The organism is Streptomonospora wellingtoniae (assembly GCF_031845375.1).
Taxonomy (GTDB): Bacteria; Actinomycetota; Actinomycetes; order Streptosporangiales; family Streptosporangiaceae; genus Streptomonospora; species Streptomonospora wellingtoniae.
This window is the reverse complement of sequence record NZ_JAVREK010000024.1, coordinates 35,634-56,924: the sequence shown is the minus strand read 5'-3', so window position 1 is coordinate 56,924 and position 21,291 is coordinate 35,634. Positions and strand designations below refer to the sequence as shown.

Annotated in this window: 22 protein-coding genes; 2 read left to right on the top strand and 20 right to left on the bottom strand. The window is 71.5% G+C overall.

Going from position 1 to position 21,291, the window contains the following annotated elements; all coding sequences use genetic code 11:
* Positions 1 to 35 precede the first annotated feature (35 nt).
* The 18 genes from tsaD to ectA form a co-directional block, all read right to left on the bottom strand.
* Complete coding sequence (tsaD, locus tag RM446_RS19865; RefSeq protein ID WP_311546876.1) at positions 36 to 1,076, bottom strand: tRNA (adenosine(37)-N6)-threonylcarbamoyltransferase complex transferase subunit TsaD; 1,041 nt, start codon at positions 1,074 to 1,076, stop codon at positions 36 to 38.
* Positions 1,076 to 1,666: a ribosomal protein S18-alanine N-acetyltransferase gene (gene rimI / locus RM446_RS19860; RefSeq protein ID WP_398695544.1), complete on the bottom strand. Its 591-nt coding sequence runs from the start codon at positions 1,664 to 1,666 to the stop codon at positions 1,076 to 1,078. Before rimI ends, tsaD begins: the two co-directional genes overlap by 1 nt.
* Entirely contained in the window at positions 1,654 to 2,328 is a 675-nt protein-coding gene (gene tsaB, locus RM446_RS19855; protein ID WP_311546875.1) for a tRNA (adenosine(37)-N6)-threonylcarbamoyltransferase complex dimerization subunit type 1 TsaB, read from the bottom strand. The genes rimI and tsaB overlap by 13 nt, the downstream gene beginning before the upstream one ends.
* 11 nt (positions 2,329 to 2,339) lie before the next feature.
* On the bottom strand, positions 2,340 to 2,840 hold the full coding sequence (tsaE, locus tag RM446_RS19850; RefSeq protein ID WP_311546874.1) for a tRNA (adenosine(37)-N6)-threonylcarbamoyltransferase complex ATPase subunit type 1 TsaE: 501 nt from the start codon (positions 2,838 to 2,840) through the stop codon (positions 2,340 to 2,342).
* Between the two features lie 194 nt (positions 2,841 to 3,034).
* Positions 3,035 to 4,156: an alanine racemase gene (alr, locus tag RM446_RS19845; protein WP_311546873.1), complete on the bottom strand. Its 1,122-nt coding sequence runs from the start codon at positions 4,154 to 4,156 to the stop codon at positions 3,035 to 3,037.
* A 103-nt stretch (positions 4,157 to 4,259) separates the two neighbouring features.
* Positions 4,260 to 4,724 (bottom strand): SRPBCC family protein, encoded by a 465-nt coding sequence (locus RM446_RS19840; RefSeq protein ID WP_311546872.1) that lies wholly within the window; start codon positions 4,722 to 4,724, stop codon positions 4,260 to 4,262.
* Between the two features lie 121 nt (positions 4,725 to 4,845).
* Positions 4,846 to 5,844, bottom strand: coding sequence for an NUDIX hydrolase (locus tag RM446_RS19835; protein ID WP_311546871.1), 999 nt, complete (start codon positions 5,842 to 5,844; stop codon positions 4,846 to 4,848).
* The gene (locus RM446_RS19830) at positions 5,837 to 7,924 is read right to left on the bottom strand and encodes an RNA degradosome polyphosphate kinase (RefSeq protein WP_311546870.1); all 2,088 of its coding nucleotides are present in this window, start codon (positions 7,922 to 7,924) and stop codon (positions 5,837 to 5,839) included. Before RM446_RS19830 ends, RM446_RS19835 begins: the two co-directional genes overlap by 8 nt.
* A gap of 198 nt (positions 7,925 to 8,122) precedes the next feature.
* Complete coding sequence (locus RM446_RS19825) at positions 8,123 to 8,806, bottom strand: GOLPH3/VPS74 family protein (RefSeq protein WP_311546869.1); 684 nt, start codon at positions 8,804 to 8,806, stop codon at positions 8,123 to 8,125.
* A 100-nt stretch (positions 8,807 to 8,906) separates the two neighbouring features.
* On the bottom strand, positions 8,907 to 9,830 hold the full coding sequence (locus RM446_RS19820) for a CPBP family intramembrane glutamic endopeptidase (RefSeq protein ID WP_311546868.1): 924 nt from the start codon (positions 9,828 to 9,830) through the stop codon (positions 8,907 to 8,909).
* Positions 9,831 to 10,121: 291 nt separating this feature from the next.
* Positions 10,122 to 10,970 carry an ectoine/hydroxyectoine ABC transporter ATP-binding protein EhuA gene (gene ehuA, locus RM446_RS19815; protein ID WP_311546867.1) on the bottom strand — a complete coding sequence of 283 codons (849 nt, stop codon included), beginning with the start codon at positions 10,968 to 10,970 and terminating at the stop codon, positions 10,122 to 10,124.
* Entirely contained in the window at positions 10,957 to 11,595 is a 639-nt protein-coding gene (gene ehuD / locus RM446_RS19810; protein ID WP_311546866.1) for an ectoine/hydroxyectoine ABC transporter permease subunit EhuD, read from the bottom strand. The genes ehuA and ehuD overlap by 14 nt, the downstream gene beginning before the upstream one ends.
* A complete protein-coding gene (gene ehuC, locus RM446_RS19805) occupies positions 11,592 to 12,317 on the bottom strand; it encodes an ectoine/hydroxyectoine ABC transporter permease subunit EhuC (RefSeq protein ID WP_311546865.1) in 726 nt (241 codons plus the stop codon). The genes ehuD and ehuC overlap by 4 nt, the downstream gene beginning before the upstream one ends.
* A gap of 9 nt (positions 12,318 to 12,326) precedes the next feature.
* On the bottom strand, positions 12,327 to 13,241 hold the full coding sequence (ehuB, locus tag RM446_RS19800; RefSeq protein ID WP_311546864.1) for an ectoine/hydroxyectoine ABC transporter substrate-binding protein EhuB: 915 nt from the start codon (positions 13,239 to 13,241) through the stop codon (positions 12,327 to 12,329).
* A 328-nt stretch (positions 13,242 to 13,569) separates the two neighbouring features.
* On the bottom strand, positions 13,570 to 14,481 hold the full coding sequence (gene thpD, locus RM446_RS19795; RefSeq protein ID WP_398695538.1) for an ectoine hydroxylase: 912 nt from the start codon (positions 14,479 to 14,481) through the stop codon (positions 13,570 to 13,572).
* Positions 14,482 to 14,717: 236 nt separating this feature from the next.
* Positions 14,718 to 15,119 carry an ectoine synthase gene (locus tag RM446_RS19790; RefSeq protein ID WP_311546863.1) on the bottom strand — a complete coding sequence of 134 codons (402 nt, stop codon included), beginning with the start codon at positions 15,117 to 15,119 and terminating at the stop codon, positions 14,718 to 14,720.
* A gap of 123 nt (positions 15,120 to 15,242) precedes the next feature.
* Positions 15,243 to 16,508, bottom strand: a complete 1,266-nt coding sequence (ectB, locus tag RM446_RS19785; RefSeq protein ID WP_311546862.1) for a diaminobutyrate--2-oxoglutarate transaminase — start codon at positions 16,506 to 16,508, stop codon at positions 15,243 to 15,245.
* A 93-nt stretch (positions 16,509 to 16,601) separates the two neighbouring features.
* Complete coding sequence (gene ectA / locus RM446_RS19780; RefSeq protein ID WP_311546924.1) at positions 16,602 to 17,120, bottom strand: diaminobutyrate acetyltransferase; 519 nt, start codon at positions 17,118 to 17,120, stop codon at positions 16,602 to 16,604.
* Between the two features lie 828 nt (positions 17,121 to 17,948).
* Between ectA and RM446_RS19775 the strand changes: the two genes are divergently transcribed.
* Positions 17,949 to 18,215 carry a WhiB family transcriptional regulator gene (locus RM446_RS19775; RefSeq protein WP_311546861.1) on the top strand — a complete coding sequence of 89 codons (267 nt, stop codon included), beginning with the start codon at positions 17,949 to 17,951 and terminating at the stop codon, positions 18,213 to 18,215.
* A 248-nt stretch (positions 18,216 to 18,463) separates the two neighbouring features.
* Complete coding sequence (locus tag RM446_RS19770) at positions 18,464 to 19,129, top strand: copper resistance CopC family protein (protein ID WP_311546860.1); 666 nt, start codon at positions 18,464 to 18,466, stop codon at positions 19,127 to 19,129.
* 109 nt (positions 19,130 to 19,238) lie between these two features.
* On the opposite strand, the gene RM446_RS19765 is transcribed toward RM446_RS19770, so the two are convergent.
* The gene (locus RM446_RS19765) at positions 19,239 to 20,000 is read right to left on the bottom strand and encodes a PP2C family protein-serine/threonine phosphatase (RefSeq protein ID WP_311546859.1); all 762 of its coding nucleotides are present in this window, start codon (positions 19,998 to 20,000) and stop codon (positions 19,239 to 19,241) included.
* A 281-nt stretch (positions 20,001 to 20,281) separates the two neighbouring features.
* Positions 20,282 to 21,088 carry a Rossmann-fold NAD(P)-binding domain-containing protein gene (locus RM446_RS19760; RefSeq protein WP_311546858.1) on the bottom strand — a complete coding sequence of 269 codons (807 nt, stop codon included), beginning with the start codon at positions 21,086 to 21,088 and terminating at the stop codon, positions 20,282 to 20,284.
* Positions 21,089 to 21,291 lie beyond the last annotated feature (203 nt).

The following is a 21,291-nucleotide window of genomic DNA, read 5'->3' as shown; positions in this document are numbered from 1 at the left end:
CCCCGCCCCTTCGCCGTCGTCGGGGGCGCTGCCGGCTACGCCGCCAAGGGTCGGTCCACCGGGAGGGACGTGTCGGTGGCCAGGTGCAAGGAGGACGGCGGGAGGTCGGCGGCCACGAGCTCCGCGCCGAGCGCGGCGATCATGGCGCCGTTGTCGGTGCACAGGCGGGGCCGGGGCACGCGCAGGGTGATGCCTGCGTCGGCGCAGCGCTCCTCGGCGAGCGAGCGCAGGCGGGAGTTGGCCGCCACTCCGCCGCTGATCACCAGGTGCTCCACACCGTGCTCCAGGCAGGCGTCGACGGCCTTGCGCGTGAGCACGTCGACCACCGACTCCTGGAACGCGGCCGCGATGTCGGCCACCGGGAGGTCGCGCCCCTCGCGGACCCCGTCCTCGACCCAGCGGGCGACCGCGGTCTTCAGCCCCGAGAAGGAGAAGTCGTGGGTGCCGTCGCCCCACTTGCCGCGCGGAAAGCGGATCGCCCGGGCGCTTCCCTCGCGCGCGGCCCTGTCGATCGGCGGGCCGCCCGGGTAGGGCAGGCCGAGCAGCCGGGCGACCTTGTCGTAGGCCTCCCCCGCCGCGTCGTCGACGGTGTCGCCGAGCTGCTGCACGTCGGTGGCCAGGTGGCGCACCAGCAGCAGCGAGGTGTGCCCGCCCGATACCAGCAGCGCGATGGCGGGCTTGGGCAGCGGCCCGTGCTCCAGTTGGTCCACGGCGACGTGGCCGACGAGGTGGTTGACGCCGTAGAGGGGCTTGCCCAGGGCCATGGCGTAGGCCTTGGCCGCCGAGACCCCCACCAGCAGCGCGCCGGCCAGTCCCGGGCCGGCGGTGACCGAGACCGCGTCCACGTCGGCGAGGGAGACCCCCGCCCTGTCGAGGGCACGGTGCACGGTCGGGGTCATGGCCTCCAGGTGCGCACGGCTGGCGACCTCGGGCACGACGCCTCCGAAGCGGGCGTGCTGGTCGACGCTGGACGCGACCTCGTCGCTGAGCAGCTCGCAGCCGCGCACCAGGCCGACCCCGGTCTCGTCGCAGGACGTCTCGATCCCCATGACCAGGGGCAGGTCCCCCGCACTCATCACGCCTTCTCCTCTTCGCCGGACCCGTCGTCCCCATCGGCGGCATCGCCGAACTCCAGGGCCTCGCCCTGCTCGCCGCCGTGCGTGCCCGCGATCGCCGCGGCGGGCTCCTGGCAGCGCATCACGAGGGCGTCCACGCCCTCCCGGTAGTAGCGGCGCCGCACCCCGATCTCGGTGAAGCCGAACCTGCGGTAGAGCTCCTGGGCGCGAGGGTTGTCCGAGCGGACTTCCAGGAACACCTCGTCGACCCCGCGGCTGTAGGCGTGGCCGAGCAGCTCGGTCAGGAGCGCGCGGCCGATCCCGCGGCCCCACCACCGGCGGTCGACCGCGATGGTCTGCACGTCGCCCTGCGGCGGCACCGCGCGCAGGCCCGCGTACGCCACGACCGGGCCCTCGCCCTCGCCGCCGTCGCCCCGGTGATCGCTGCGGCAGGCGACGAAGTAGTGGCGGCTGGGCTCGGCCAGCTCCGAGCGGACCATGCCCTCGGTCCAGGCGTCGTCGGGGAACACGGCGCGCTCCAGGTCCATCACGGCCGGAACGTCGAACTCGGTCATCGGCCGGATGCGGTATCCGGCGTTCACGCCTGCCACTGGCGCACCTTCTTCGGCGCGCCCGGCTCGGCGGCGTCCGGGCGCCGCAGGTAGAGCGGGCGCGGTTCGGCGAGCTCCTCGCCCGCGGCCAGCCGGCGCAGCGCGACCTCGCCGAGGGCCGCAGCGGTCGGGTAGTCCGGTGCGGACTCAGCCGCCTGGGGGCCGAACACGTCGGCGTAGAGCCGGGCACCGTGGCCGATCACCGGCAGCCCGCCGGTGTCCACGGCGGCCGGGACGTCCACGGCGATCTCGCCGGTGCGGGTCCGCGCGTCGGCGTAGCGCGCCCAGAACACCTCCTTGCGGCGGGCATCGGTGGCGGCGACGAAGGGCTTCTCGCGCCCGGACGCGAACGCGACCGCGTCCAGCGTGGCGACGCCGTGGCAGCCGATGCCCAGAGCCTCGGCCAGGGCGTGCGCGGTGGCCAGGCCCACGCGCAGGCCGGTGTAGGGGCCGGGACCGATTCCCACGGCGATGTGTGTGAGGTCGCCGAAGGCGGCGCCCGCCTGCGCCAGCACGTCGTCGATCTGAGGGCTGAGCAGCTCGCCGTGGTGGCGGGCGTCCACGGTGGAGGCGGCGGCGCGCACGCGCACCCCGTCGTCACCCGCTTCGCAGACGGCGCTGGTGATGGCCGGAGTCGCAGTGTCGAAAGCCAGGAGGAGCACGGTGATCCAGCCTATTCCGCATCCAGGGCGACATGGGCCCAGCGCGAGCCGACCCCGGTCAGCGTCACACCGCGGGTGTCGTCTGGGCGGCGGGAGATGGTGATCTCCAGTCGGTCGTCGGTCAGGCGCTCGGCGATGCCCTCGCCCCATTCGACGGCGGTCACGGATTCGTCGAGCCCGGTGTCGAGGTCGAGGTCGTCGAGCTCGTCGACGCCGCCGAGGCGGTAGGCGTCGGCGTGCACGAGTGCGGGCCCGCCGGTCAGCGACGGGTGCACGCGCGCGATGACGAAGGTCGGCGAGGTGATGGGACCGCGTGCGCCCAGCCCTTCGCCGATCCCCTGCGTCAGAGTGGTCTTTCCGGCACCCAGGGGACCGCTGAGGATCAGCAGGTCGCCGGCGTGCAGCTGTGCGGCGAGGCGGCGGCCGAGCGCGCGCATGGCGGCGTCGGTCTCAGCCGTCACGAACGCCGTGTTCGGTGCGGCCGCGGATTCGGCGCGGGTGGTTTCGGTCATGGGCTCGCAGCGTCGTCTCGGTGGGATGCGGTGGTGGCGTCCACATACCCAGGGTAGGCGGCCCGGGCGAGCGGGTCGGACGCCGTCGGCCGCAGGTCTCAGCGACTGTAGGACGGATTTCACCGTTGATCTTGTAGCTATCGCAAATGGAAATCGCTTGCATTCACGATAGCTACAAGATCGGCGGAGTTCTGTCAGCGCGCATCATAGACGCGCGGAACGCGCGGGGAGATCCGGGTGACGATCTCGTAGGGGATGGTCCCCAGCACGTCGGCCCAGTCCTGCGCGGTGGGCTCGCCGTCGCCGCCCGGTCCGAAGAGTACGGCCTCGGCGTCGGTTCCGAGGGTGTCGTCGCCGATGTCGACCATGAACTGGTCCATGCACACGGTTCCCGAGACCGTGCGGCGCCGGCCGCCCACCTGTACCGGCCCGACGTTGGTGGCGGCCCGGGGCACGCCGTCGCCGTAGCCGAGCGGTACCAGCGCCAGACTGGCCGCGCGCTCGGTGGTGTAGCGGTGCCCATAGGAGACCCCGCTGCCGGCGGGCACCCGCTTGACCAGGGCAACCGCGGCGCGCAGGGTCATGGCGGGGCGCAGGCCGGTGCCGGCGAGGCCCGGGATGGGGCTCAGCCCGTAGCTCGCGATGCCGGGGCGGACCAGGTCGAAGTGCGTCTCGGGCAGGGTGAGGGTGGCCGCGGAGTTGGCCAGGTGGCGCACCTCGGGCTCCAGTCCGGCCTTGCCGGCGATCTCCAGCGCCTCGTGGAAGGCGGAGGTCTGCGCTGCGATGGAGGGATGGCCCGGCTCGTCGGCGCAGGCGAAGTGGGAGAACACGCCGCTGACGCGGATGAGCCCGTCGGCTTCGGCGCGTGCGGCCGCGGCGACGGTCTCGGGCCACTGGTCGGCGGTGAGGCCGCCGCGGTTGAGTCCCGTGTCGGCCTTGAGGTGCACGCGCGCCCTGCGGCCGGTCTCGGCGGCGGCGGTACGGATGCCGGCGACCAGGCCGGGCGTGCTGACGCCCAGGTCGATGTCGGCGGCGACGGCGGCGGAAAGCGGCGCGTGCGGCGGCAGGATCCAGGCCACGACGGGGCAGGAGATTCCCGCGCCGCGCAGTTCCAGGGCCTCCTCGATGAAGGCGGTGCCCAGCCACTCGGCGCCGCCGGCCAGCATGGCGCGGGCGGCGGGCAGCATGCCGTGGCCGTAGCCGTCGGCCTTGACCACGCCCATGACCCCGGCGCCGGGCGCGCGCCGCGCGAGGGCGGCGGTGTTCTCACTGATGGCGCCCAGGTCGACGCGGGCTTCAGCGAACGAGGATGGCATGGCCCAAGTCTGGCACGCCCGCGTCGGCGCCGCCGCGCTCCCGTCCCGCGCGCCCCGCGGCGCGCAGCGGGACCGCGGTCCGCCGCACCGCGGATGCGGCCGCCTACTCCGCGCTCCCGACCGCGCCGTCGTCCGGCGTGGGCTCCTCGGCCAAGCGCTTGAGGCGCGGCAGCGTCTGCTCGATGCCGCGGGCGTTGCGGGCCGGGTAGCCGATGAGGATGTAGGCGGCGGACATCCGGGTGTAGTCGAAGGTCTCGGTGACCCGGGTGGTGCCGTCGTCCAGGGGCTCCAGGCGCCAGCGCCAGATGTGCGTGCCGGCGTGGCGCCACGCGATCAGCCGGTTCTCCTCGTATTCCACGACGCGGTTGGCGGTGCGGTACCGCAGGCCCATGCGCATCTCCATGCCGAAGCGCGAACCGGGGCCCAGCGGCCCCGCGTCGCACCGGGCCCGCTGGACGGTGCCCGAGCCGTCGAACTCGTGGTGGCGTCGGGGGTCGCTGATGATGCGGAAGATCCGCTCCGCCGAGGCGTCGATCACCACACTGCGCGATACCTGGTGTTTGGCCATGGCCGAATCCTCTCAGCTTCGGGCGGAGCCCAGAATCCGGGCTGTGCTGCGGCTCCCGCCTCCTGCGGCGCGCGCTCGAACACCGTTGATCCGCGCGGCCGCCCGGTTGCCCCGCGGTCTCTCAGCCGCGGGCGGCGTGGCGCTCCATCGCGGCCAGGCAGCGGTCCGCGCGGGACACGTGCAGCACCCAGAGGGTGCCCTTGCGCAGCGAGAGCTGCTGGGGCGCGGGGGCGCCGAGCCGGGCGAGGGCGGCGCGCAGCAGGGCCGCGACCACCTCGCCGTGCGTGCACACCACGGTGGGCAGCCCGTCGTCGATCAGGGCCGCGAAGGCCGCGTCCGCGGCCGCGGCGTCGGCGAACGTCTCGTCGCCCGCGGTCTGCAGGGTGAAGGCGCGCTCGGTGCGGATCCCGGTGCCGTGGGCCGCCGCGTAGGGCATCACGGTCTCGGCGCAGCGCACCGCATGCGAGGTGACGACTCGCGGGGTGCCCAGCGCGGACAGGACGCGGACGAGCTCGTCGGCGTCGGCGCGGCCGGAGGGGTCCAGCGGGCGCAGCAGGTCGTCGCCGTTCCAGCCGCCCTTGCTGCCCGCCGATCCGTGCCTGAGTACGACCAGCGGGAACGTCTCGGCGGGGCCGCTGGCGAAGTTGTCCAGCACCTGGATGTCGTGGCCGTAGGTGACGCGGCGCCGGGCCGCCTCCAGGGGCAGCCACTCCAGCGCGTCGATCTCGTCGTTGGGCTGGAAGCCGGAGGTCGGGGCGCCGGCGCCGGTGTCCGGCGCGGGTGTCGCGGCCCACCATTCGACCTGCTTGGGCCAGCCGTCCTTGAGGTAGCGCTGCGGCGGCAGGCGCCGCCCCAGTACCGGGCGCACCCCCGTCTCCTCCAAGCCCTCGCGCACGGCGGCGCTGAAGAGGTGCTCGCTGCTCTTGAGCTTTCCCTTGGGCAGGCTCCAGTCGGCGCGGTCGGGCCGGTGCACGAGCGCGACCTCGCGCTCCTCGGGCGTTTCGCCGCGCCACAGCACGGTTCCGGCGGCGCGGATGGGCTCCAGGTAGCCGCCGGGGGCCGTGTCGCGCGGGGGGAAGGCGCTGGTCGTGGTGATCGGGTCGTCCGGGTGGTCAGCCATCTGCTACGGACCGCAGGCGGCGGTCGCTGCGCAGCGCACTCTGCGGTTCCAGGAGCCGCTCGCCCGCGCCGTCGCGGGTGGCCCGGTCCCAGGTGCCGTCGGACGCCATCCGCCACGAGGCGGTGCCGTCGGCCATGGCCAGGTCCATCAGCTCCACCAGGCGGGCGCGCTGGGCGGGATCCTCGATCCTGATCAGCGCCTCGACCCGCCGGTCCAGGTTGCGCGGCATGAGGTCGGCGCTGCCGATCCACACCTGCGGTTGCCCTCCGTTCTCGAAGACGAAGATCCTGGAGTGTTCCAGGAATCGTCCGAGGATACTGCGCACCCGGATCGTCTCGGATACCCCCTCCAGGCCGGGCCGCAGGACGCAGCTGCCGCGCACCCACAGGTCGACGGGCACGCCCGCCCGCGAGGCCTCGTAGAGGGCGTCGACGATCTCCTCGTCGACCAGGGAGTTGACCTTGATCCGGATGCGGGCGGGTGCGCCGTGCGCGTGGCCGGCCATCTCACGGCGGATGCTGCGCAGCAGTCCCTCGCGCAGTCCGGTGGGCGCCACCATCAGCCGGCGGTACTCGGACTTGCGGGAGAAGCCGGTGAGGTGGTTGAAGAGGTCGCTGAGGTCCTCGCCGACCTGGGGTTCGGCGCTGAGGAGCCCGAAGTCCTCGTAGACGCGGGCGGTGCCGGGGTTGTAGTTGCCGGTGCCGACGTGGCAGTACCGGCGCAATACGCCGTCGTCGTCGCGGCGCACGACCAGGGCGAGCTTGCAGTGGGTCTTCAGGCCGACGACGCCGTAGACGACGTGGCAGCCCGCCTCTTCGAGCTTGCGCGCCCAGCGGATGTTGTTCTGTTCGTCGAACCGCGCCTTGATCTCGACGAGGACCACGACCTCCTTGCCGGCGCGGGCGGCCTCGATGAGGGACTCCACGATCGGGGAGTCTCCGCTGGTGCGGTAGAGGGTCTGCTTCACCGCGACCACTTCGGGGTCGGCGGCGGCCAAGGCGAGGAACCGCTCGGTCGTGGTGGTGAAGGACTCGTAGGGGTGGTGGATCAGAAGCTCGCCGCTGCGGACGGCGTCGAAGAAGCCGTCCTGGGCCAGGGCGGGGGGCTCGGCCGGCGCCACCGGGGGGAACCGCAGCTCCGGGCGCGGGAGGTCGGCGATCTGATCCAGCCCGGCGAGGTCGAGCGGTCCCGGCACCCGGTAGACCTCGCGCTCCTCGGCACCCAGCTCGCGGCGCAGGATGTCCAGGACGTCCTCGGAGATGGTCCGCTCGACCTCCAGACGCACGAGCGGGCCGAAGCGGCGCCGCCGCAGCTCGTTCTCCAGGGCCTGCACGAGGTCGTCGGCCTCGTCCTCGTCGACCTCCAGGTCGGCGTTGCGGGTCACGCGGAAGGCGTGGTGCTCCATCACCTCCATACCTTCGAACAGCACGGGCAGATGGCCCGCGACGACGTCCTCGGTGGGCACGAACCGGTCGCCGCCGAGGTCGATGAAGCGCGGCAGCGCCGAGGGCATCTTGACGCGGGCGAACATCGTCCGCCCGGTCCGGGGGTCGCGGACGGTGACCGCGAGGTTGAGCGAACGGCCGGAGATGTAGGGGAAGGGGTGCGCGGGGTCGACGGCGAAGGGGGTGAGCAGGGGGTACACAGAGCTGTGGAAGAGGGTCTGCATTCGCGTCCGCTCGTCGGCGCCGAGCTCGTCCCAGCGCACGATGCGGATGCCGGTGTCGGCCAGCGCGGGCGCCACCGAATCGTGCAGGCACCGCGCCTGGCGCTGCATCAGCTCGCGGGAAGCGTCGGAGACGCGCTGAAGCACTTCGCCGGGGTGGTGGCGGGTGGCGGAGGTGACGGCCACGCCGGTTGCCAGGCGCCGCTTGAGCCCGGCGACGCGGACCATGAAGAACTCGTCCAGGTTGCCGGAGAAGATCGCCAGGAAGCGGGTGCGCTCCAGCAGTGGGATCTGCGCGTCCTCGGCCAGTTCCAGGACCCGCTGGTTGAACCGCAGCCAGCCCTCCTCGCGGTCGAGGAAGCGATCAGCGGGAAGATCGCCGCTTTGTCCCGTAGCAACCGGTTCAGCACTCACGCCGGCAGGTTCCCCCATTCCGCTGAATGCGGGTCGGCCACCCGGTGTCCGCGCGGTGACGCGGACCGGCAGGCCGCTGCCCGCGCCCGTACCGATCTCGGGATTGTTCCCGCTCAGGACGTCGCGAACGCCGATATGAGGACGTAAGTGGAAATCTCCGTCACATGGGGCGACGCGGGACGCAACGGCGCCCGCGCGTCAGCTTCCCCCTCCGGCGGCCGCCCCGCCGGCGGCGACCGCGGCGACGACGGCGCCCTCGATCGACTGGATCACGTCGCGCACCGCGCGCCCGATGTCGTCGCCCGCCATGGCCGCCTTGATGCGGCGGCGCCGGTCGCCGCCCGGGATGTCGGGGAACAGCTTGGCGTCCAGCCTGACAGCGCCGACCAGCGCGACCAGTGCCGCCGAGCGGGGGTCCGGCCTGCTGCGGCCCGTCAGCACCGAGCGGAGCCGTTCGACGGCCTCCTCGCGGCTTCCCGGCCGGGCCGGGCGGTAGTCGTCGGTCGGGAAGATCCCCAGGGCGCGGCCCTGCTCGTGCGCCAGGGCGCCCACGGACACGGCGCGGCCCAGGAGCCGCTTGCGCAGCGCGCCCTTGTTCATTCGCTGCACCCACCACTTGGCCTTCCGCGCCTTGGGCTGGGAGGCGATCTGCTCGACGGCGCCGTCGACATCGGGGTCGCCGGTGCGGTGGCGGCCGGACGCGCGCAGGTGCCCGCCGTCGTCGAGCGAGGCCGTCCCGGCCAGCACGGTCTCGGCGATCAGGGCGCCGGCCAGACCGCACTGCAGCCGGTTGGCGTCGACCATGGGGCGCCCCGTGTCGGGCCGGTAGGCGAGCAGCAGCAGGTCGTCGGTGAGGATGCGGGGGTGGGCCGGCGGGTTCATCGTCCTCCTGCCGTAACGGGGTCTCCCGGCCATTGTCCCAGCGCGCAACCGCCTGTCCGGGGCCGGATCCGGCCACCCGGTACTACGCCGCGCGCGGTCGCTACATGAGCTGCAGCGCCGGCAGGACCCGGAGCAGCACGATGGCGCTGCGCAACAGGATGTTCAGCCAGATATTGCGGTACGACGCCCAGATGTAGCTCATCAGCAGCCCGACGACCGTGTAGAACACCGCGGCGTGCCCGACGTTGAAGTCGACCAGCTCGGACTCGGACGAGAAGTCGCCGTACTCCGACAGGAACACGCTGACGGTCGTAAACAGCGCGACCGACAGCAGGATTCCGGGCCAGCGGCCGACCACGCATTCCAGGCGCGTCTGCACCAGAGCGCGGAAGAAGATCTCCTCGGGTACCGACACTGCGGCCACGATCGCCAGCACGGCCGCGGCCGCGACCACCGGACCGGGCACCGGGGACTCGACGAACCGCGATGTCGCGAATACGGACAGGGCCACCACCACGGCGCCGGGGACGAGCCCCATCCACCGCCAGCCCTCGGTCACCCGCATCGCCACCGAAGGCATCACCGTGCTGTAACCGGTGATCGTGAACCCGCCGAGGTCCACCACGATCAGCGGGAGCACGAACAGGAACAGGATGCGCACGGGAGGCATCATCACCTCCCAGCTCACGCCCGGTAAGAAGATCTCGGCGAAATAGGAGACCCCGAGGGTGGCCACGAGGAAGACGGCGAGCAACAGGAAGAGCCAGGTCAGCTCGTAGGGCATCGAATGCCCTTCCAGGGACGCCCGCACCCGCTTGTCGAGCCTCCTGCGCTGGGTCCCGTCGGCGAGCAGCGCGGCGACCGCGATGCCGGTCACCATCGGGGCCAGTAGCGCACCGTGCGTGGCCGCCCCGACTGCGCCGCCGTGCAGCGGCGTGGGCCAGACGGCGACGGACACGGCAGCCAGGGCCGCCACCCCCGCCGCGGCGAGCCACCTCAGCAACCGTCCGAATGCCTTCGCCACCGGCCTCCCCCCAGTTCAGGCCTTCAGTCTCTCCTCTATGGAGGGAAAGGTGACGCAATGGCAACGGTATGTCGTTACTCTCCGTTTTTTTACTTTCCGCTGAGGAAAGTCGCGGTACGGCAGCCGCGGAAGCGCTGACGCGGCGGCGCGCGAGGAGGAGTCGAACGCCGGCGGGAGGGCGGGGGAAAGGCAGCGCAGAGCAGCCGCGAGGCGCAGGGGGCGCCGCGGAACCGCCGCGGCACGGCTCCCTGCAGGGAGGGGGTGCAGGGAGCCGCGCCGGGTCGGGCAGGGTCAGCCGTGTTCGAGCACGGCCTTGAGGAACTGCTTGGTGCGGTCCTCCTGGGGGTCGCCGAAGATCTGGTCGGGCGGGCCCTCTTCTGCGACCTGGCCCTGGTCGAACATCAGCACCCGGTGCGAGACGTCGCGCGCGAAACTCATCTCGTGGGTCACGCACAGCATGGTGATGTCGGTGGTCTGCGCGATGTTGCGCAGCACGTCCAGCACGCCGGCGACGAGCTCGGGGTCAAGCGCCGAGGTGACCTCGTCCAGCAGCAGGATCTGCGGCCGCATGGCCAGAGCGCGGGCGATCGCCACGCGCTGCTGCTGGCCGCCGGAGAGCTGCGTGGGGTGGGCGTCGATCTTGTCGCTCAGCCCCACCAGGTCCAGCAGCTCCTCGGCCCGGTGGTTGGCCTCGGCCTTGTCGACGCCGAGGCTGTGCACGGGGCCTTCGGTGATGTTCTTGCGCACGCTCATGTTCGGGAACAGGTTGAACTGCTGGAAGACCATCCCGATGCTCTGGCGTGCGCGGCGCAGGTAGCCCTCGTTGGCCTTCACCAGCCTGCCGCCGCGCTCCATGTGCGACAGCGGCCGGCCGTTGACCCAGATGACGCCGCCGTTGATGTGCTCCAGCGTCATGAGCAGGCGCAGGATCGTCGTCTTGCCCGACCCGCTGGGGCCGATGAGCGTGACCCGCTCCCCCGGCTCGACGCGGAAGTCCAGCTCGTTGAGCACGACATTGCTGCCGTACTGCTTGACCACCTTGTCGAACCGGATGATCTCCTTGCCGGGTGCCTCGGGTGCCTCGGGTGCCTCCTGCGCGGACTGCACGCCGGCGGTCTCCGTACTCTCAGACTGCTGCATATCGGCGCTCCAGACGTCGGATGATGACCGCGGAGGGGATGCTCACGGCCAGGAAGAACAGTCCCGCCAGTGTGTAGGCCTCCATGCTGCGGAAGGACTCGGTGCCGATCGCCTTGGCCACGAACATCATCTCGGGCACGGTGATGGCGAACAGGTAGGGCGTGTCCTTGAACATGGAGATGAGGTAGTTGCCCAGGGCCGGGATGACCTTGCGGATGGCCTGCGGCAGCACTACGGCGCCCCACACCCGGATCGGCGGCAGGCTCAGCGCCCGGCAGGCTTCCCATTGGCCCTTGGCCACGCCCTCGATCCCCGAACGGTAGACCTCGGCGGTGTAGGCCGCGTAGTGCACGCCCATCACCGTGATGCCGATGGTCAGCGGGGTGATACTCGGCGGTGCCAGCGCGAACACGAACAGCAGCTGCACCAGCAGCGGCGTGGTCCGGATGAACTCGAAGACCGCGAAGACCACCGGGCCGACGTAGTCGACCCTGCGCAGGACGGCCACGAGCAGGCCCAGGATCAGCGCCACGACGTAGCCGATGACCGTCGCCTGGATGGTCACGACCAGCCCTTGCAGCAGCTGCGGGATGATGCCGATCGCGAACTCGGTGTCCCAGTTCACTTGGCCGCCCCCACTTTCGTTCCGGGTGTCGGCGGGCGGATCAGGGAAAGCAGACCGCCGCCGGCCGGCGCCCGGCCCAACCGCCGGTTGGCCTGGCGCTCCAGCATCCGCATTCCGAAGATCAGCACCTGGGCGATGATGAAGTACATGACGAGGGCGCTGACGAAGGCCGGAATGGTCTCACCGGTGGTCTGCCGCAGCTCGTCGGCGACGTGGGTGAGGTCGACGACGTTGATCAGCGACACGATCGCCGAGGCCTTCATCAGCTCGATGACCAGGTTGCCGAAGGTGGGCAGCATCTGGGCCCACGCCTGCGGCAGCAGCACCAGCCACATCCGCCGAGGCCACGACATGTTCAGCGCGATCGTCGCCTCGGTCTGGGCTCTGGGCACCGCGTTGATCGCCGCCCGGACGACTTCGGCCCCGTAGGCGCCCACGTTCAGCCCCAGCGCCAGGATTCCGGCGAACATCGGGGACAGTTCGTAGGCCGTGATCTGCGGGATCGCGTAGGCGAACCAGAAGAGCAGCACCAGCGCCGCCACACCGCGAAACGCCTCGGTGTAGGCGGTGGCGACGGCGCGCGCCGCCGCATTGCGCGTCGTGCCCAGGATGCCGACCACCATCGCCAGGACGAACGCCAGCAGCGAGCCCAGGACGGTGATCAGCAGAGTCGTGAGGGCCCCGTCAAGGAAAAGCGGGAACCTGTTGAAGAAGAGTTCCACGGGGCGGCCCTACTCCGCGCACAGCTCTTCGGTGGTGAGGTCGCCGGGGTGGGCGGCCTCGTCGAACCCGAACTCCTTGCCGATCTCGGTCAGCCGGCCGCTCTCCTTGAAGTCGGCCAGGACCTTGTTGAACTCCGCGAGGAACTCCTTGTTCTCCTTGCGGAAGGCGAACCCGCCCGCGGGCTTGACCTCCTCGCCGTCGACCACCGGGGTGAATCCCTCGGTGACCTCGTAGCCGTCCTGCATGCCGCGCTGCTCCATCTGGTAGTTCAGCGAGAACGTGCTCAGCCCCACGGCGTCCACGCGGCCGTTCTCCAGCAGGTCGAGCATCTGCACGGCGTTGTCGCCCAGGGTCATCTGGTTCTTCTTGACCCCCGCTCCCTCGGCGTAGTTCTGCTCCACCGAGGCGTTGAGCACCGCGACCGTGACGTCGGGCTTCTCGGCGATCGACTGGTAGGTCTCAAGCTTCTTGGGGTTGCCCTTGGGCACCATGAACGCTTCGAGGACCTTGTAGTCGGGCTCCGCGAAGGCGACCTCCGCGCAGCGCTCCGGCGTGATGTACATGCCGGCGGCGACGACGTCGTAGCGGCCCGCCTTCAAGCCGGGGATCAGCCCGTCCCAGCTGACCGTCTCCGCTTCGATCTTGTCGATGCCCATCTCCTTGGCGATGGCCCGCAGCAGCTCCGGCGCCTCGCCGGTGACCTGGCCGTTGTCGTCCTTGTAGCCGAAGGGGGGCTCGTTGTTGATCGCCGCCTTGATGGTGCCCTTCTCGCGCAAGCTCTCCAGCAGGGTCTGACCCTCGGCGGGCTCGGTGCGTGAGCACGCGGCAAGCCCCGGCCCCGCCGCCAGCGCTGCGGCGGTGACGCCGCCGGCGCGGAGCAGGTCGCGGCGGCCGAGGGGCCCCAGGGGACTGCTGTTGCTCATAGCTTCTCTCCTCGTCGCGAAACTAAGGGGTAGGCGAACAGCGCGGCGCTCCCTCCCGTGCGGGGAGAGAGCGCCGTGCGGTGGTACGGACATGCGTGGCCCAGAGACGGATCCCGACCGGGTCAGGGGGGCGGCTCCGTCTCAGTACCCCCGGTCACGCGGGGCGCCCGGCACCAACCGGCGCCTGCGTCTTCCGTGCCCATGATCGAGCAGGGCTAACAGCGTCGGAATAGCACGTTATGCACTGGTTATCGCTGCGCGTGGCCGGGTCCGGCCCCGTAACGATCGGGCCACGGAGGCCGCGCCCCGCCCGCTTCGGCCGGCCCCGCTATTCCACCGGGGTGAAGTCGCGGGAGCCCAGGTAACGCGGCCGCGGCTCGGAGGCGGCGAACGGCGCCTCGCACGCGTTCTCGACGCTGTTGTAGACGACGAACACGTTTGAGCGCGGGAACGGCGTGATGTTGCCGCTGGAGCCGTGCATGCAGTTGGCGTCGAGGATGTGGGCCCCGCCCGCCGGTCCGGTCAGCACGTCGATGCCGTGCTGTTCGGCCAGGATCGACAGGCTGTTCTGGTCGGGCGTGCCGATCTCCTGCTGCTTGGGCGGCTCCCGGTAGTGATCCCCGGGGGTCTCGCCGACGCAGGAGACGAAGGTCCGGTGCGACCCCGGCATGACCATCGGCGAGCCGTTGTGCCCGTGGGCGTCGTCGAGCGCGACGGAGAAGCCCACTGCCCGCATCCGGGGCATGCCGTCCTCGGCGTGCCAGGTCTCGAAGTCGGAGTTCCAGAAGGCGCCGGTGCCCGAGAACCCGGGCTCGTGGTTCAGACGGCTCTGGTGGATGTAGACGTCGGAGCCCAGGATCTGGCGCGCGCGGTCGACGAGCCGCGGGTCGCGCGCCAGTTCGGCGAAGACCGGACTGATCCTGTGCACCTCGAAGACGGACCGAACCTCGTCGGAGGCCTGGTCGACGACGACGCGCTCATCCTTCTTCAGCTCGTCGTCGGAGCCGATCCGTGCCAGCTCGGCGCGATAGGCCTCCAGCTCGTCCCGGGTGATCAGGGACTCGATCTGCAGGTAGCCCTTCGCGTCATAGGAGGCCAGCGTCTCGGTGTCGATCGGGCCGCTCGCCGCGTCGCCGTAGACGGCGGGGTCCTTGCGGTAGAGCAGCGCCGGAGTCTGCTCCTTGCGGGTCGGGTAGTCGTCCATGGTCGGCTGCTCGATTTTCGACGTCAACGCACTCATGGCCATACCCCGGAGGGATTCGCTCCTTTCCTGGCTGCGCGGCGTTCGGTGGCCGCGTCACCTTCGCTGTCGTGCTCGTCTGGCTCCTTTGCGACGTGCCGCGGGCGCTCGCGGTCCGAGCGCCCGCCGTCCGGGCCGCCGCTCGCGCGGCCGGGCCGACGAAGCCGGGGCCGGTGCGGCGCGCGTACCGGCCCCGGAGGCCGGGTGCGGGGGACGCGCGCCGGCCGGGTCTGCGGCTACGGGGAGGGGGTCTCCTCGGTCAGCAGGGGGTACACACCGTTCTCGTCGTGGACCTCGCGGCCGGTGACCGGCGGGTTGAACACGCACAGCACCCGGAAGTCGGTCTTGGGGCGAACCGTGTGGTGCTCGTGGCCGTTGAGGAGGTACAGCGTGCCCGGTGTGATGAGGTGCGTCTCACCGGTCTCGTCGTTGGTGACCTCGGCCTCGCCCTCGATGCAGTGGACCAGCTCGATGTGGTTGGCGTACCACATGCTGGTCTCGGTGCCCGCGTAGAGGACGGTCTCGTGGAACGAAAACCCGACCTTGTCCTTGGCCAGGACGATCCGGCGGCTGCGCCAGGTCTCGGTCTTGATGTCGGCGTCGGTTCCGTCGACGTCGCTCATGCTGCGCACGATCACGGTGCATGCTCCTCTTGCTTGCTCGTGTTGGCCGAAGTGCGGGGTCCCGGACGGGCCGTCCGGGACCCCGCTGTGCCTTCACAACCAATTGTGGGGCCGCCGCGCCCCTGATACCACCGCTGGTCAGGCGAGCTGGGGGGCCTTCATCGCGGCGCGGGCCGCCTCGGCGATGATCTCCAGGCCCTGCTCCAGCTCCTCTTCGGTGGTGGTCAGCGCCGGCAGCAGCTTGGCGACCTCGTCCTCGGGACCGGAGGTCTCCAGCAGCAGGCCGCGCTCGAAGGCCTCGCTGCTGAGGACATTGGCCGCGCCCGGGCGCTCCAGCACCAGGCCGCGGGCCATCCCGCGGCCGCGCGTGTGGGCCTCGTCGGGGCCCAGCTCCTCGGCGAGGGCGCGCAGGCGGCGGTCGATGAGCCGGCCCTTGGCCTCGGTGGCCTTCTGCAGGGAGTCGTCGCTCCAGTAGGTGCGCATGGCGGCGGTTCCGGTGACGAACCCGGGGTTGGGCCCGCGGAAGGTGCCGTTGTGCTCACCGGGCTCCCACACGTCCAGCTCGCGCTTGAACAGCGTGAGCGCCATCGGCAGGCCGTAGCCGCTGATGGACTTGGACAGCGTGACGATGTCGGGCTTCACGCCGGCGTGCTCGAAGCTGAAGAACGGGCCGGTGCGGCCGCAGCCCATCTGGATGTCGTCGACGATGAACAGCATGTCGTACTCGTGGCAGACCTCCTGGAGGCCGCGCAGCCACTCGGCGCTGGCGACGTTGATGCCGCCCTCGCCCTGCACCGTCTCGACGATCACCGCGGCGGGCGCGTCGAGTCCGCTGCCGCTGTCCTCCAGCATGCTGCGGAACCAAAGGAAGTCCGGCGTCTGGCCGTCCATGTACTTGTCGAAGGGCATGGTGGCCGAGTGGCTCAGCGGGACGCCGGCGCCGCCGCGCTTCATCGAGTTGCCGGTGACCGCGAGCGCACCCAGGGTCATGCCGTGGAAGCCGTTGGTGAAGCTGATGACGGTCTCGCGGCCGGTGTACTTGCGGGCCAGCTTGAGCGCCGCTTCGACGGCGTTGTTTCCGGCGGGGCCGGGGAACTGCACCTTGTAGTCGAGCCCGCGCGGTTCGAGGATCGTCTCGCCGAAGGTCTCCAGGAAGTCGCGTTTGGCGGTCGAGTACGCGTCGAGGCTGTGCACGATCGCGTCGCTCATCAGATAGTCGATGAGTTTGGATTTCAGCTCCGGGTTGTTGTGCCCGTAGTTGAGGGAACCGGCACCCGCGAAGAAGTCGAGGTAGGGTCGCCCCGACTCGTCGTAGACGTAGCTGCCCCGCGCCTCGTTGAAGACGACCGGCCAGCTACGGCAGTAGCTGCGGACTTCGGATTCGAGGCGTTCGAAGATCTCCATCGTGAGTTCCTTGAGTCCTTTCCCCAGTTCATGGGGTCACTGTGGTGACGCGTGGGGGTCGGGGTCGGTCAGGATCGGGTGTCAGGTCGGATGTCAGATTCCGGCGGACGGCTTGCGGTCGGTGTCGGTGCCCGGTAGGCCCAGCGGGCCGATTCGGACCAGGTCCTCCGGTTCGTGTCCGTCGCCGTCATCGGGGAAGTGCTCCCGGCCGAACAACGGGCTCCACTCCGCTGAGCATCCCCGGGACCGGGCAAAGGATTCGAACAGCGCGCGCGAGGCGGCGTTGTCCGGCGTCACCGTGGCCTCCAGGTTCGACAGCCCGCGTGCGGCGATCCGGTCGCCGATCTCGTCGAGCATGCGGCGTGCCAGCCGCCGACCGCGGAAGCCTGGGTCCACGCCCACCTGCCACAGGAAGTACGTGTCGGGATGGTCGGGCCGGATGAACCCGGTGACGAAGCCGCGCGCCCGCCCTTCACCGTCGCGGGCGACGACGCTCGTCGAGGCGAAGTCCCGGCTCCACAGCGTGTACGCGTAGGGCGAGTTGACGTCGAGTCCGGAGTCCCGGGCCAGCCGCCACATGTCGGGGCCGTCGGCTGCGGACGGCTGTCGCAGGCGGACGCCGTCGGTCGCCGCCGGGCCTCCGACTACAGCGGGCTTATCCCCGGAGCCGGAATCGGCGCTGGTGTCGTCGTCGGTCTGTTGGTCACGCACGTCGATGGAACATAGCGAACGTTCCTGAGCAGCGTTTCCGGGCGTCGGACGGCGTATGTTTCAGCCCTGATTCACGGGGTATGACTCGCCTATTTTGCCCCGGTCGTCACTTTGCGTCGCCATGAGCGGGGACCGGGCGCCTGCCCGATCGGCGCCGCATCCGCCATGCTCACCAGGAAGTTCGAACAACCGCCCGAGATCAGCTGAGGGCAGGGTCGGCGGGAGCCGGTAGAGGCGATTGTGCCTGCTGGCAGGCAAACATAGGGAGACTGCGAGCGGATTTTAAGGGTGTTTTAAGTCACACGAATTCGGATGAATCCTCGCGACACAGCGCCCCGGACGACCCCCGCGGGCACTGCTCTCCTGCGGCGCCGCGGGGAGAACGCCGCGCTCCGCCGTGTTCGCGGGCTTCACCGCTGAACGCTTCGCACCGGCGCGGCTGTGCCGCAGCCGGACGCGGCTCCGCGCGAATCGGGGTACCCCCATCCTCGGAGCGGGCCGCCCTCCCGGTCTCGGGGGGCGGCGAATCCGGGATGCGTGCGGACTTGAAGCGAGCCGAAGAATTTTGGCAGACTTTTCGTAGTACGACTATCCGTAGTACTACGATGGGTCGCATCGCGATGGAGCGGCGGCGACCGCCCCTCCGCCTCGCGACCAGACACGTCCGCCGCGCGCCATCCGGCCACGGGCGCCCCGCGCGAAGGACCGGCCAGGGAACGGAGGCTCCTGGTGAACCGCCTTTACCACGACAGCGAAGACTGGGTCGAGCAGGGCGCTTGCCGCCAGTACGACCCGGAACTCTTCTTCCCCGTCAGCACGACGGGCCCCGGGCAGACCGACGCGGAGCTGGCCAAGGCCGTCTGCCGCACCTGCGCGGTGCGCTCGGAGTGCCTGAGCTGGGCCCTGCGGGCGGGCGAGCCGCACGGGGTCTGGGGCGGCACGACGCCCGAGGACCGCCGCTACATGCGCCGCCAACCCCTGCCCGTGGCCTCGTAGACAGCCCTGCTCCGGACACTCCCCTCATCGGTGGCGCCTACCGACCGACCTGCCCCGGATGGGAGGGCGGCGGACGGCGGCCGCCCGACGGCGGGGTGCCGTCGGCTAGGTTGTGGAGTCGCGCGGCCCCGCGAGAGCCGGCTGCGCGGTGTCGCGTGCGCCGCCGGGCGCCCGTGCGCCGGGCGGCGCACTGCACTCCGGGCGCGCTCCCGCCACACCGCACCCCCACCCTTGAAGGGACCCCGCCGATGAACCTGGCCACCCACGCAGCGCCCGCACCGGACGGCCGACGGCACCCCTCGGCAGCACGGCGCCCGGCGGTCGTCGCCGCCGCCCTGCTGGGATCTCTGGCGCTCGCTACCGCGACGGCACCCGGCGCCCTCGCGCACGACTCCCTCATCGACTCCTCGCCGAAGGACGGCGCCGAGCTGGACACCGCGCCCGGCGAGGTGGTGCTGACCTTCAGCAGCGACATGGGGCAGGGCTCCAACGCGATCGTGGTGACCGGCCCCGAGGGCGAGAACCACGAGGAGGGGGAGGTCGAGGTCGACGGCGCCGAGGCCGCGATCGGCGTGGGCGAGCTGCCCGCCGCCGGCGAGTACACCGTCGCCTACCGCACCGTGTCCTCCGACGGCCACACGCTGGAGGACGAGATCACCTTCTCCCTCACCGAGGAGGCGGTGCCGGAACCCGACCCCTCGCCCGAGGGGGAGGCCTCGGCCCAGGGCGGCGACGGGAGCACAGGCGGCGCCGAGGCCGAGGAGCCGCCCGCGGCCCAGTCGCCGACCGACCCCTCGAATTCCCTGCTGGGGCCGGTCGGCGCCGTGGTCGCCGGGATCGCCGTCCTCGCGCTGATCGCGATCCTGCTCATCCGAATGCGCAACCGCCCCGGCTCGGGTGGCGGGAACGGCTGAGGCCCGCGCCCCGCCCGGGGGCGGTCGGCGGCCGGCGTCGCGGCGCGCGTGCGCACGTGGCGCCGGCCACCGGATCAACGGTCCGCAGGCGGCCGTCCGCCGCCGTCGATCAGACGCGGCGGGCCAGCAGGATGCTGATGTTGTCGCGGCCGGAGGCCTCCATGGCGGCCTGCCACAGGCCGTGCACCGCGCCCTCGTCGCTGCCCGCCTCGGCGATGATGCGCTCCATCTCCTCCAGCGGTACCAGGTCGGAGAGGCCGTCGCTGCACATCAGCCAGGCGCTCGGGTCCGGCTCGTTGTCGCGGCCCACGTGCGGCACCATCGCGGTACTGCCGCTGCCGCCCAGCGACTGGGTGATGAAATTCGTTGTAACGGGCTTGCCGTCGTCGGAGGGCGGCAGCGGCGGGGAGTCGTCCTGGGAAAGCTGGCGCAGCCGGGTGCCCTCCAGCCGGTAGGTGCGGGAGTCGCCGACGTTGAACCAGAAGTTTCCGTCGGTGTTGAGGAGCAGGCCCGCCACCGTCGTGCCCATCCCGGAGAACTCCGTGTGCTGGGTGGCGTGGTCCTTGATCTCCTCGTCGATGTTCTTGAGCAGGACGTCGACGTCGTCCGGGCTCGCCAGGCGCGGGCTCATCTCCGCCATGCGGTGCACCGCGTGCTCGGAGGCGATCTCGCCGGCGGCGTGCCCGCCGAGCCCGTCGGCGACCGCCAGGATCACCGGCTCGCCCACCGGCAGCACGCACCGCACCGGCATGGTCATGTTGGCGCTGGCGATGGTGAGCGCACCCATGACGACGGCGTCCTCGTTGGCCGTGCGTACAGCGCCCCGGTGCGTGAGGGCCGTGACCGTGACTTCCCCACCAGCGACACCCATACGCCCAACCTCCTGTTTCAACGGCAGTACCTGCCGAACAGTCCCAAGCGGCGCCTGGCCGTACGGGAGGCCGCGGCGCGTAGATCATGCAACCGTATCGGGGGACCGCTGATCGTGGTCAAAATCCGCCTACATCATGGCGGAAATCGCCCTCATACGCAGTTCCCGATCCGTTCGCCGCCCCCAACGTACGGGCGCGCCCACCGCTTCGGCGAGTATGCGTCGGCCGGATGCGACGAACAACCGGGAAAACGTCCGGCTCCGCCGCTGCTTGGAAACCGCTACTGCGGATGCGGAACGTGGGCCACTCCTACCACTTCACCGGTGCGCCCGCCGTCGGCCGCCAGTTCGACCACGGCGGCGGCGACGGCCGCGTCGGTGTCGGCGGCACGCGGCACCAGGCAGTTCAGCCGCATCCGGCGCCCGCTGAGCGATCCGGCGAGCGACCGCAGCTCCGCGCGCACCTGCGGACCGCCGCCCGGCGCTCCGCGCTCTCCCACGACCACCGCCCCCGCGCCGTCGCCGAGGAACGGCCGCGCGCCGCGCACCGCTCCCAGTGCCGGCCCGATCCCCGAGCCGCGCTGCCGGTCGGCGGGCGCCGCGGCCGCCACGGCCGCGCCGAGCCCGCCCGTGCGGTGGGCCTCGCGAGCGGCGCCCACCGCGGCCCCATGGACGACCAGCAGGTCCACCGCACCGAACTCCAGCGCCGTGTAGGCGACCGCCGCCCGGCCGTCGCTCTCGCTCGCCGGGTCGCAGTGGATCGGCAGCGACCAGGCGCCCAGCGACGAAACGAGCCCCGCCGCCTGCAGCACCGGGTCGTCGCCCAGGCGCTGGCGCGGCACCGGCCGCGCGCCGGGCGCCTGTCCGGCCAGCCCGGTGGTGTCGGCGAGCGCGACAGCGGCGCCCTCCTTGGCCAGCGCCGCCGCCACGACGCGGCCGGAGCCGCCGCCGGCCAACCCGCCGAGCACCAGTGCCCGGCGCCCGCGCAACGCGTCGCGTTCCGTGTAGCCGGGCAGGGGGTCGCGGGGTGCTCGGGCGGTCGCTCTCCCGCGGTCGCCTCCCGTGATCCCGGGTGGCCGCGCAGTCATGGGTCCTCGCTACTTCTCGGCAACAGGCGACTCCTACGCGGCCAAACGTGCCCGAGGGAACACCCGCCAAACGCGCCCCCGATGTCCCCTCACGCCACGGCCGAACGACGTCGCAGGTGAGACTTTCCTTGTTGAGGCGGTAGCGGCTCTGGCATAATCAGGGCCGTTGGGTGTCTAAGACGCAGACACACCGACGTTCGCGC